Here is a 12,672-nt window from a genome sequence, read left to right as displayed (position 1 = left end):
TTTTATAGTAGTCCTTTACAGAACTACTATACTGCCTTTTATAGAAAATGTCAATCTCTCTGACGCAAAATACACTGGTTTAAAATGTTCAAAATATGAAAAGACGCCGATCCTTTAAGAAGAACCAACGTCTTTTTTTCTGATTTTCTGCCTTTTTCCTATTCCTCTGCTTCCAGCGGGATCAATTTATGTTCCAACACATCTACAAGTCCAAGATCTGTCAACCCTAAATCGGGAACTGTCGGAAGAGAGATAAAGCTCAAGGACATAAAAGGAGCATCCATTCCACATCCTAATGCTTTTGCGTCCGCATTCAAAATATCCAGCTGTGCCATCACTTCTTCTGCCGGCTTTTCACTCATCAGACCGCCGATCGGAAGTTCCATGCTGTTTAATATTTTTCCGTCGCATGCGACAGAAAGACCGCCGTTCAAGCGCGCCACCTCATTTACAGCCAATGCCATATCCTCATCATTTGTTCCGACAACGACAATATTGTGATGATCGTGAGACATCGAATATGCAAGAGCGCCTTTTTTCAACTCAAATCCTCGGACAAACCCTACGCCTACATTTCCATTCTTTCCGTATCGTTCCACAACTGCAAGTTTCAAAATATCTTTCTCGATATTGACCTGGATCTTTCCATTTTTCACTTGCATTTCTTCCAGCACATGATGATTGATGATCTGGCGCGGGATCATATCGATCAAATGGATTTTTGTACTGCCGTCCTGCTTCTTGGACAAAGCGGCAAACGATTCTGCCGTGATCGGATTTTTCAATGTCACGGTATGTTTCAGCCAGTCCGGATATTCTTCCACCTTACATTCTTCTAAAAGATTTCCGTTTTCAGCTACCACATTTCCTTCAAAAATGACAACGGTAGGTTTTACCTCGCGCCAGTCTTCTACAAGAATGATATCTGCCAGACGTCCCGGTGTGATACTTCCGATCTCATCCTCCATCCGGAAATGTTTTGCACTGTTCACGGTTGCGATCTGTATCGCTTTCATCGGATCCAGTCCCAGTTCAACCGCTCTTGACACATTATAGTTGATATGTCCTTCTACCTGGATTTCTCTCGCATGTTTATCATCTGTACAAAACATCAGGTTTGACGTATCTAACTCATGTTCGATCACACCTCGGATCAATTCATCCACATTCCGCTCGCTGCTTCCCTCCCGAATAAACACTTTCATTCCAACTTTAAGACGCTCGATCATCTCGTTTGTATTTACACACTCATGATCATCAGAAATCCCTGATGATGCATACACATTCAATTCCTGACCAAGCCGGCCAATCGCATGCCCATTCACCAGTTTTCTTTTCGCAAGCGTATCTGCAACCTTTTTAATATATTCATCTTTCACAAAAAGAATTTTCGACGGATCCAGCTCACCCAGACTGACGCTTTCTTCCCATTCCATAATATTCGCCACTTCTTCCGCGCCAAGAACCGCTCCTGTTGTTTCCAGTCCCGGAGCAGTCGGCACCCGTGAAGACACTTCGATCAGCATACGGTACGGAAGACGGTTCATAGATTGGAGCATTGCACGCAATCCCTCTTCTCCTGCTACATTTGCGATTTCCATCAGATCCGCGCACATCGTTGTCGTTCCCTGCGGTACAACTACCGATGCAAGCGCTTCCGGAGAAAGCATCGTAGACTCAAAATGCATGTGCGCATCGATCAGTCCCGGAAGGGCATATTGCCCGTTTCCGTCCAGCACTTTTTTTGCCTCAAGATCTGCTGACGGATCGATCGAAACAATCCGCTTGTTTTTGATGTAAATGTTCGTTGGATATACTTCTCCCGAAAATACATTCACAAGTTTGACATTTTCGATCTTCAAATCACATACATGCATCCCGAGACCTGTTTCAATCGTATTTTTTATTTCTTCAAATGTTCTCATATTCAACACGCTCCTATAACACAATATCTAAAATCATATAAAGTAAGAATACCGCGGTTAATACCCAGACAGTCTTTGTAATCTGCTTCGTCTTTCCTGCCGCGATCTGTCCGACTGTATATCCGATCAATCCAAATAAAATACCGTAAGCGATATTATATGTAAACGGCATCAAAGCTACGGTCAAAAAGACCGGAAGCGCTATGGAGATGTCGTTCAGCTCCATTTTGCGAAGCGGTTCGATCATAAAAATTCCCACCATGACCAATGCAGGCGCAGTTGCGATCGATGGGATCATCAAGAACAACGGGGAGAAGAATAATGTCAGGATAAATAAAATTCCGGTTACACAGGCAGTCATTCCTGTTCTGCCGCCCTCATTGATTCCGGTTGCGCTCTCCGCACCATAGATCGTTACGGTATTTGTTCCAAGTACCGCTCCAACCGCAGCTCCTCCTGCTGAAACAAACAATGCTTTTCCTGCACATGGAATATTTCCTTTTTCGTCTACCAATCCCGCTTTCGATGCCACACCTAACAAAACACCGATACTGTCAAACAGATCGACAAATAAGAAACTGATGATCGCAAATATAACACCCAATACCATCTCCGGACTTCCGGAAAACATTCCCTTTAAAGTCAGCTGACCAAAAGTCGGCGCCATAGCCGATACCGGATTTTCAAAAGAAAAAATCGTTTCCGGTATCACGGTGTATGCCAATCCTGTCTCCGGATTTTTCACCACAATCCCGAGTGCCGTTACTACAAGTATTCCGATCAACAACGCTCCGCGTACTTTTTTTATCACAAGAACTGCTGTAAAAAAGATACCAAATAACGCTAACAACGCTCCCGGATTTGACAAATCCCCTAATGTGAGAAGAGTATCCGGTGATTCCTGGATGATCCCGGCCTGCATAAAACCGGTAAATGCAATGAAAAATCCGATTCCCGCTCCGACCGAATGTTTAATACATTCCGGCATAGCATCTACGATCTTTTGCTGAACTCTGAAAATACTTAAAAACATAAACAAAATTCCCGAAATCGCAACACATGCCAATGCATTCTGCCAGGAAAGTCCTAATGTATTACAGACATAGAATGCAAAATAAGCGTTTAGTCCCATCGCCGGTGCCAATGCAAACGGAAGATTTGCCCAGACGCCGATCCAGATACAGGCAATCGCAGCGGAAAGTGCAGTTGCCCAAAACACCGCCTTTGTGTCCATTCCTGCTGCCGCTAAAATCCCCGGATTTACGGCCACGATATAAACACATGTCAAAAAAGTCGTCAATCCCGCTAAAATCTCTGTTTTTACATTCGTGCCCCGTTCTTTCATGTGGAAAAACTGATTTAATTTGTTCCCCATTTCATTCTCTTCCTTTCTTTTAATGATAATATGGTATTACCTTTTTATTTTTTATAAAAAAAGGTAATTATGCAGAACATCGTTCCCATCCGGTCTGTCTTTCCGGTCCGGTCTGCTTTCTGCACAATCTCCCTTTTTTATTCAATCTGGTTAGCGTCGGTGTACAAGGGGGAAAACGGTCGACCCTTGTACATTGACGCTAGACATTCTTTACACGTAAAAGACTGAATTGAATATATCTTGTATCGTAGAACTCCCGATCCAGCATGACCAGTTTGTTCTCCTGATTGTAATTCTTTCCCCGAAAAACCAGAACACTGTCACATTCCATCTCTTTTCCGGAAACTACGCTTTTTTCCATCTCCTCGCGGTTCATCGTCTCCATGCTTATCTTATCTCTCGCAATAAAACAACCGCCATATTGATGAAGCACTTCAAAAATCGATCGACCTGCCATAAACTCACATGTCAGATCAATTCCTATCAGATCACACGCAAAACAATCCACACTGATAATCGCAGGATGTCCATCTGCAAAATATACTTTTTCTACTTCGTATATTTCTTCTCCTGGTTCCAGTCCCAAAAGTTTTCCTGTCTCCAAATCCGCTTCTTTACGCCGAACCGCTTTCACCTCTACCGATGCATGATACCCGCAATTCTCGATCAAACGTGAAAATTCTTCACCCGGCATTAAATTTACCTGAATAGTCAGCGCTTCCGGATTCACGAAAGTTCCTCTGCCTTGTATGCGCAATATGATGCCTTCGTTTTCCAGTTCATCCAATGCGCGGCGTACCGTCACTCTGCTCACACCCAGTTTTAACGAAAGTTCACTTTCCGGCGGAAGCTTCATATTACCGGTCTGTTCAAGACTGCGGATATATTGATACAGGTAGTTTTTCACGGAACTGCTTAGATTCACTTTAGACATCGGACAAATATCCATACTCATGAGCTCGATCCATACCTTTCTAAAAGTATTACCATATTATGATAGTAACAATACATTTTTATTTTGTCAATAAAATTTTGAAGCCTGTTCAGTGCGTTTTAAGATAGTTTTTGGATTGAGTGCTTTTTACGAAAGATACCACTTAGGTATTAAGGGTGTCTTTTTAATGCTACTTTATGTCATATCAAGGCTCATTCAATCGTAGTAAATCCGTGGTAAAACGAATGGTTTTCTATACTTCAAAATGCTTGAAAATATAGTGTCTATGCGGATAATCGAAAATTGAATATAAAATTTACACTGAAATATATTTTTTAATTGTTCTTTCCTAAAAATGATCTTTATCCGACGGCTTAGAATCCTTTCATAATTTAACGACTGGAATACTGATATTCTCCATGTATACATATTCATAATAATACTCATCATCTGCATTTTTTACAAGAGCCCACGTATTGGTCGCATCAGTCCCATCATATTCCACTATCAAAACCACAAGATGACCACTTTCTGAAATATAACTCCATTTTCCGGCATTGTTATCTCCGCTAACGGAAGATGACCAACTATTATCAGCATTTATAGATAAGGAAGCAGCAAATTGTTTTTCTTCCCCCGACTTATAAGTATAAACAGTAGCCCCTTGCCAATCACCTAACATTTGATCCTTAGATTCTTTCTCCATCTTTGTCATTTCAATCGGTATAGTTTCCAAGAATACATAATCGTAATAAAATTTCCCATCTGCTTTCTTTTCAAATGACCATGTATTAGTTACACCACTCCCTTCATATTCAACAGTCAAGGCAATACGCTTCTTTGATTCAGTTACAATCTCCCAGGTCCCTTGATTCACATCTCCATTAACACAGGATGCCCACCGTCCATCAGAATTAATTGATAATACAGCTTCAAAAAGTCCATCATTATATTCAGAATGAACTTCTGCCACTCCATACCAGTCACCTACAATATCTATCTCTTTACTTTCATCCTTAATTTCACTCGTTTCATTGCTGATATCTGTATTACTTCCATTTGATCCACAACCAGCTAATAGTAAAGTCATTATCCCCAACAGTAAAAAAAATCTCTTTTTTATCATATTATAGTCCCCATTCAACTTATTCTATTTCCAATAATTTCTCATTGATGCGTGTCTGAACTTCCAAATAGTATGCCATTTCCGCTGTATTCATTTCTTCGTTCCCCAAAGCCTCAAAATCTCCCATTACATCTGTGTATTTACTCATATACTCAGTGTAATCAGCAAGTAAATCTAAATCTGTTCCATTTGATTCTGCATATTTCTTCATGAAATCACAATATTCATTCATAAACATCTCATAGCTGTCCATTGCTTCCTTAAATTCTGGATGCATGCCATCTATTAATTGTGTCTCCGTACTTAATTTTTCCTCCCCCTCTTCCTGCTTCGGTTCTGCAGACGTTTCTGTACCTGCATTTGTTTCTTCTACTTCAGTTTCTTCGATTTTTCTAATCTGAACAATCATTACATTATTTCCCTGATAAGACAGCGAAAGTTGATTTCCATTCTCATCTTCTGCATTGTAGAATTTATCTCCTCTTTCATAATCGACAGAAAAACCAATTTGGGAACATTCATCCGCATAAATATTAAAATCATCTATTGACGTTTCCCCAACATAGATACAACATCCCTCGGCAGTATCAGTAGAAATTTTTCCAACTGTAGATTTGGGCATTGGCAACAAGCCTGCAATTTCGCTCTTCGGCCAATTCAAGGTTCCCATTTCTGTCGGTGCTTCCAGTTCAATATACATTGTTCCCCCAATATAATCCAAAGACAAAGCATACCCATCAACATCAAAAGCATCATAGCATTCTCCATCATTTTCACTTTCAACAGTATATCCCATAAATTTACACTCTTCTACATATGCTTTATAGTCACTTTTGGATGTTTTCTCTACCTGTATGCTTAATGTATCATTATCGTTGCTGTATATTGTTCCAACATTTGATTTTGGTTTTGGCAACCTCTCACAAAATTCCACTTCATTCCAATCAAATTTTTCCCTTTTATTTTTTCCGATAAAACTGATTACTCCAATTACTAATATAATCATAAGCAAAATAAACCCTGTTCTCTTATAGAATGGTTTTTTATTTTTTGCTCCGCATGACGGACAATTTTTTGCATCCTTTGCTATTTGAGCATTACAGTTCCTACATATTGTCGTTTTTGATTTCATTAACATCTTCTCTCCTCCTTTTTCTCATCATATCATTTATTGCATTCTCGTGCAATTATTTTTTCTAAAATCAACATAAAATATTGCATGGAGGTGCAATATAATGAAGAACTGCGAGAGCATTGACCGTATTATCCAAGTAAATAATATAGATATAGGAAAAAACATCGCAAAACTGCGTAAGTCTATGAATATAAAGCAAACAGACATGGTCGCAAGACTGCAGATTAACGGAATAGAGATCTCTATTTACTCATACAACCGTATCGAAAAAGGCACGCAAAACCCTACCGTATCTTTTTTATTTACCTGTTGTCATATTCTCGAATGTGACATGAATACAATATTTAATTTCAAAACAATAAAATAATTTTACGGAATAGTCGGGAATACACTTTCCCGCCTATTCCTCTTACCTCAATTTATAAATAAATCATTACTCTTTCCACAAAGCTCAGCAAGCCTGCTTTTATATGTACCCTCGGAGTTTTTATCCGGCATTTGCGGCAATCCTTTCTCTATAATTAAAGAAATAAATTTTTTATGGCTCTTTAATTTTTTAATTTTTTCTTCGATCAGTTCTATATACGCTCTATAGAATTCTTTCTTTTCGTTTTCATTCATCTCTAACAATTGTTTGATTTCTCCGATTTTCATCCCCATTTCCTTGTAGATTATAATTTCCCATAAAGTTTCTAAGGTTCTTTCGTCATATAATCGATAGTTGTTTTCAGATCTTTCCACTTTAATCATCCCCTCATCGTCATAAAATTGCAATGTACGTTTGCTTATGCCCACAATTTTACTTATCTCGCTTGTTTTCATCACACGGTCTTCCCTTTCCCCGTATAAAGAGTATAATCTATCACGTTAACGTGATAGCAATACTCTTTTTTCGGAAATATTGATAATTTGTTTCATAAAAGACCATGCAAATTTCGCGAGTTTTCCCAATAAAAAAGGTCTTGCTGTTCATTCAGCAAGACCTTTTTCTTTTCATTTATAACGATATGTCATTTAAAAAGTGCAAAAACATTTTCCTTATTTGACAAGCAGGGATGTTCCCGTCATCTCTTTCGGCTGTTCCATTCCCATCAGTTCGATCAGAGTCGGAGCGATATCTGCAAGGCAGCCGCCCTCTCTCAATTTGTAAGCCGGATCTGCATTGACAAGGATAAACGGAACCGGATTAGTCGTATGTGCGGTAAATGCATCTCCGGTCACATCGTCGATCAGCTGTTCCGCATTTCCATGGTCCGCACAGATGAACATCTGTCCGTCCACTTCTTTGATCGCTTCCACGGTCTTTCCGACACACTCGTCCACCGCCTCGATTGCTTTGATCGCTGCCGCTTCCACACCGGTATGTCCTACCATGTCCGGATTTGCAAAGTTGATGATGATCACATCATATTTACCGGAACGGATCGCATCTGTCAGTTTGTCACATACTTCGTAAGCGCTCATCTCCGGTTTCAGATCGTATGTTGCAACTTTCGGAGATTTCACAAGGATTCTGTCTTCCCCCTCATTCGGCTCTTCCACGCCGCCGTTGAAGAAGAATGTTACATGCGCATATTTCTCTGTCTCGGCAATACGAGCCTGTTTCAGTCCGTTTGCTGCGAGGAACTCTCCGAATGTGTTGGTGATCTCCTCTTTTACAAATGCAACCTGTTTGTTCGGAATCGTCACGTCATACTCTGTGAAGCAGACAAATGTAGTTTTTACACGCTCTCCTCTTTCAAACCCGTCAAATGCGTCGTCACAGAATGTTCTTGTGATCTCTCTTGCACGGTCCGGGCGGAAGTTAAAGAAGATCACAGAGTCGTCATCTTTGATCGTTGCAACCGGAGCTCCGTCTTTCACTACAACTGTCGGAAGAACAAATTCGTCCGTTGTATCCGCATCGTAAGAAGCCTGGATTCCCGCCGGTCCGGATTCTGCCGTTTCTCCGACTCCGTTCACAAGCGCCTGATATGCTTTCTCCACACGATCCCAACGATTGTCACGATCCATTGCATAATAACGCCCCATCACGCTTGCTACTTCGCCGACGCCAAGTTCTTTCATCTTCGCTTCCAGCTTCTCCACATATTCTTTTCCGGATGCCGGAGGTGTGTCACGTCCGTCCAGGAAGCAGTGTACATATACTTTTGTAAGTCCCTGTTTTTTTGCCAGTTCCAGAAGTCCGAAAATATGCTCGATATGACTGTGCACGCCGCCGTCGGAAACAAGTCCGAACATATGAAGTGCGGAATCATTCGCTTTTGCATTTTCACACGCTGCAAGAAGCGCTTTATTTTCAAAAAAGTCGCCGTCTTGGATCGCTTTCGTGATCTTTGTCAGATCCTGATATACAATTCTTCCGGCTCCCATATTCAAATGTCCGACTTCAGAGTTTCCCATCTGTCCGTCCGGAAGACCGACTGCCATTCCGCTCGCGTTTCCTTTTACAAACGGACACTCAGCCATCAGCTTGTCCATAACCGGAGTCTTTCCCTCTAAAACGGCGTTGCCCTCTTTATGATCATTCAATCCATATCCATCTAAAATCATTAAAACGGTTGGTTTTTTGCTCATCTTTTTTCTCCTTTTATTTCGCTTTTTTCATGTAATCCTACATGAACTATATCCGTTCCTATTGTACTCGTTTTGATGGGATTTTGCAAGATTCCATTGGAAAGTCCCCTCAAAATTCCGCCGGATACTCCAATAAAAATTTCCAAAAGTCCGAAATGCCACGGCAGGTCATTGCATAATCGCCGGACACACAATACACAAAAGGAATCCGGAAAATTCCGGATTCCCCTATATCTGCTTCATGATCCCGTCGGATTATTTGTAGTTTACGATCTTTCCGAAATCAGCTTTCAAAGATGCGCCTCCTACGAGTCCTCCGTCAATGTCCGGCTGCGCAAACAATTCTGCTGCATTTCCCGCATTGACAGATCCGCCGTACTGGATACGGATTGCTTCCGCTGTTGCTTCATCGTATACTTCAGCGATGCATGCACGGATTCCCGCACAAACTTCTTCTGCCTGTTCTGTGGTAGCTGTCTTTCCTGTTCCGATCGCCCAGATCGGCTCATAAGCGATCACTGCTGTTTTTGCCTGATCTGCCGTTACGTTCTGGAATCCGACTTTTACCTGCTGACGGATAAAGTCCATTGTCACGCCCTGTTCTCTCTGCTCCAGAGTTTCTCCGCAGCACATGATCGGTGTGATTCCGTGCTCGAATGCTTTCAGCACTTTTTTATTTACGTCTTCATTTGTCTCGCCAAAGTAATCTCTTCTCTCAGAATGTCCGAGAACCACATATTTTACGCCTGCATCAACAAGCATGTTCGGAGCGATCTCTCCTGTGTATGCTCCGCTCTCTTCAAAATACATATTCTCAGCGCCAACCTGGATATTGCTTCCTTTGACTGCTTCTACTACCGGCACGATGTCGATTGCAGGAACACAGAATACAACGTCTACCTCTTCATTTGCTACGAGCGGTTTCAGTTCTTCCACAAGAGCTACTGCCTCGCTCGGAGTTTTGTTCATTTTCCAGTTACCTGCGATAATTTTCTTTCTTGCCATGATTTTGTTCTCCCTTTACCCTATTTGTCTCTGTGCATATTCAGTTCAATACTGCCTCGCCAAGCTTTTTACTTATCGTTTGCCGCTGCAACACCCGGCAGTTCTTTTCCCTCCAGAAATTCCAGAGAAGCTCCGCCGCCTGTGGAAATATGTGTCATCTTATCACCGTATCCAAGCTGGTTTACTGCTGCTGCGGAATCTCCGCCTCCGATGATCGTAACAGCATCTGTCTCAGCCAGTGCTTTTGCAACTGCCTCTGTACCTGCTGCGAACTTCGGCATCTCGAATGCACCCATCGGTCCGTTCCATACAACTGTTTTCGCTTCTTTTACAGCTTTTGAGAAAATCTCTGCTGTTTCCGGTCCGATATCCAGACCTTCCCAACCGTCCGGAATCTCTCCACGTTTTACAACCTTTGTATTTGCATCGTTAGAGAAATCATCTGCAATTACGTTATCTACCGGAAGAAGCAGTTTCACACCTTTCTCTTCCGCTTTCTTAAGCATATCCAGCGCGTACTGGCAGTAATCTTCTTCCAGAAGAGAAACGCCAACACTTCCGCCCAACGCTTTGCTGAATGTGTAGGACATTCCACCGCCGATGATCAGTGTGTCTACTTTGTCAAGCAGGTTCTCGATTACAGAAATCTTACTGGATACTTTTGCTCCTCCGAGGATTGCCACAAACGGTCTCTCCGGATTGTTTACTGCGTTTCCGAGGAAATCGATTTCTTTCTGCATCAGGTATCCTACAACTGCAGTATCGACAAACTGTGTTACTCCTACGTTGGAGCAGTGTGCTCTATGTGCTGTACCAAATGCGTCGTTTACAAATACGTCGCAGAGAGATGCAAGGTCTTTGCTGAATGCCTCGCCGTTCTTTGTCTCTTCTGCTCTGTAACGTGTGTTCTCAAGTAAGATGATCTCACCGTCATTCATTGCCTCAACAGCTGCCTTTGCGTTCGGTCCTACTACTTCCGGATCCGCTGCAAATTTCACTTCCTGTCCGAGCAGTTCGGAAAGTCTTACTGCTACCGGTGCCAGTGACAATTCCGGTTTCGGCTCTCCTTTCGGTTTGCCAAGGTGAGAACAAAGAATGATCTTTCCGCCGTCAGCTACCAGTTTTTTAATCGTCGGAAGCGCTGCAACAAGACGGTTCTCGTCTGTGATCTTTCCATCGATCAACGGAACGTTGAAATCACATCTTACAAGTACGCGTTTTCCTTTTACATTAATATCATCAACAGATTTTTTATTCAGCATATCTACTTATCTCCTTTTTATATACCCCGCTTAAAATATAATATTTTCAGTGGGACAAGATGAAAAAAGAGCCCGGTCCACATAAGACCGGACCCTTTCCTGAGTCTATTTCAGAATGTAATTGTCTGTCTAAGACTTCGATTTACAGTAATGTTCCGAAGTATTTGATCGTTCTTACCATCTGGCTTGTGTAAGAATTCTCATTGTCATACCAAGATACAACCTGTACCTGTGTTGTTCCATTATCAAGCGGAAGAACCATTGTCTGTGTTGCATCGAACAGAGAACCGAATCTCATTCCTACGATATCGCTGGATACGATCTCGTCTGTGTTGTATCCGAAGGACTCGTTGGAAGCAGCTTTCATAGCTTCGTTGATCTGATCAACTGTTACGTTTCCTTCAACAACTGCTGTCAGGATTGTTGTAGATCCAGTCGGGGTAGGAACACGCTGAGCAGCTCCGATCAGTTTTCCGTTCAGTTCCGGAATAACAAGACCGATCGCTTTCGCTGCACCTGTGCTGTTCGGTACGATATTAACTGCTGCTGCACGAGATCTTCTCAGATCGCCTTTTCTCTGCGGTCCGTCCAGAGTCATCTGATCTCCTGTGTAAGCGTGGATCGTGCACATGATACCTGTCTTGATCGGTGCCAGGTCGTTCAGAGCCTTAGCCATCGGTGCCAGACAGTTTGTTGTACAGGAAGCTGCGGAGATGATGTGATCATCTTTTGTCAGTTTCTCGTGGTTTACATTGTATACGATTGTCGGCAGATCGTTTCCAGCCGGTGCGGAAATAACAACGTATTTAGCGCCTGCATCGATATGAGCCTGTGCTTTCTCTTTGGATGTGTAGAATCCTGTACACTCCAGAACTACGTCTACACCGATCTCTCCCCATGGAAGCTCAGCTGCATTCGCCTTTGCGTAAATTTTGATTTCCTTTCCGTCTACAATAATGGAATCCTCTCCAGCTTCTACTTTATCAGCCAGTTCATATTTTCCCTGTGAAGAGTCATACTTCAGCAGGTGAGCCAGCATCTTCGGAGATGTAAGGTCGTTGATCGCTACGATCTCAAATCCCTCTGCTCCGAACATCTGTCTGAATGCAAGACGTCCAATACGTCCAAATCCATTAATCGCTACTTTTACTGCCATGATTAATTCCTCCTAAAAGTTTAATTGTGAAACTGCTGTGCAGTTTACATGGTGAATTTCCCACAAAACACATGGTTTGTTAAAGATTCATCAACTAGAAATTATTGTACTAAATCAAGAACAAAAATTCAAGTACTAAATACATTTTTTCCGTCTTCCCGACGCATTTTTGGCAAA

Annotated in this window: 10 protein-coding genes; all 10 read right to left on the bottom strand. The window is 42.0% G+C overall.

The features are described 5' to 3' along the window. Positions 1 to 158 precede the first annotated feature (158 nt). The 10 genes from ade to gap all read right to left on the bottom strand — a co-directional run bounded on the left by ade (position 159) and on the right by gap (position 12,495). A complete protein-coding gene (ade, locus tag I2H87_RS04435) occupies positions 159 to 1,925 on the bottom strand; it encodes an adenine deaminase (RefSeq protein WP_009268295.1) in 1,767 nt (588 codons plus the stop codon). 13 nt (positions 1,926 to 1,938) lie between these two features. Then, positions 1,939 to 3,300, bottom strand: coding sequence for an NCS2 family permease (locus tag I2H87_RS04430; protein WP_195609412.1), 1,362 nt, complete (start codon positions 3,298 to 3,300; stop codon positions 1,939 to 1,941). A gap of 199 nt (positions 3,301 to 3,499) precedes the next feature. After that, positions 3,500 to 4,234: a GntR family transcriptional regulator gene (locus I2H87_RS04425; RefSeq protein ID WP_243273875.1), complete on the bottom strand. Its 735-nt coding sequence runs from the start codon at positions 4,232 to 4,234 to the stop codon at positions 3,500 to 3,502. A 385-nt stretch (positions 4,235 to 4,619) separates the two neighbouring features. Further along, the gene (locus I2H87_RS04420) at positions 4,620 to 5,360 is read right to left on the bottom strand and encodes a hypothetical protein (protein WP_117549322.1); all 741 of its coding nucleotides are present in this window, start codon (positions 5,358 to 5,360) and stop codon (positions 4,620 to 4,622) included. Between the two features lie 19 nt (positions 5,361 to 5,379). Continuing rightward, positions 5,380 to 6,498, bottom strand: a complete 1,119-nt coding sequence (locus I2H87_RS04415; protein ID WP_195609411.1) for a DUF6591 domain-containing protein — start codon at positions 6,496 to 6,498, stop codon at positions 5,380 to 5,382. A 411-nt stretch (positions 6,499 to 6,909) separates the two neighbouring features. After that, the gene (locus I2H87_RS04405; protein ID WP_009268304.1) at positions 6,910 to 7,317 is read right to left on the bottom strand and encodes a MerR family transcriptional regulator; all 408 of its coding nucleotides are present in this window, start codon (positions 7,315 to 7,317) and stop codon (positions 6,910 to 6,912) included. A gap of 216 nt (positions 7,318 to 7,533) precedes the next feature. Next, positions 7,534 to 9,072, bottom strand: a complete 1,539-nt coding sequence (gene gpmI, locus I2H87_RS04400) for a 2,3-bisphosphoglycerate-independent phosphoglycerate mutase (RefSeq protein WP_009268305.1) — start codon at positions 9,070 to 9,072, stop codon at positions 7,534 to 7,536. Positions 9,073 to 9,327: 255 nt separating this feature from the next. Continuing rightward, positions 9,328 to 10,077 carry a triose-phosphate isomerase gene (tpiA, locus tag I2H87_RS04395; RefSeq protein WP_009268306.1) on the bottom strand — a complete coding sequence of 250 codons (750 nt, stop codon included), beginning with the start codon at positions 10,075 to 10,077 and terminating at the stop codon, positions 9,328 to 9,330. A 68-nt stretch (positions 10,078 to 10,145) separates the two neighbouring features. Then, the gene (locus I2H87_RS04390) at positions 10,146 to 11,339 is read right to left on the bottom strand and encodes a phosphoglycerate kinase (protein ID WP_009268307.1); all 1,194 of its coding nucleotides are present in this window, start codon (positions 11,337 to 11,339) and stop codon (positions 10,146 to 10,148) included. Positions 11,340 to 11,481: 142 nt separating this feature from the next. Beyond that, positions 11,482 to 12,495, bottom strand: a complete 1,014-nt coding sequence (gene gap, locus I2H87_RS04385; RefSeq protein WP_009268308.1) for a type I glyceraldehyde-3-phosphate dehydrogenase — start codon at positions 12,493 to 12,495, stop codon at positions 11,482 to 11,484. Positions 12,496 to 12,672 lie beyond the last annotated feature (177 nt).

Source organism: Mediterraneibacter glycyrrhizinilyticus, from assembly GCF_015560805.1.
Lineage (GTDB): Bacteria > Bacillota > Clostridia > Lachnospirales > Lachnospiraceae > Schaedlerella > Schaedlerella glycyrrhizinilytica_A.
This window is presented reverse-complemented; position numbering and strand designations above follow the sequence as displayed.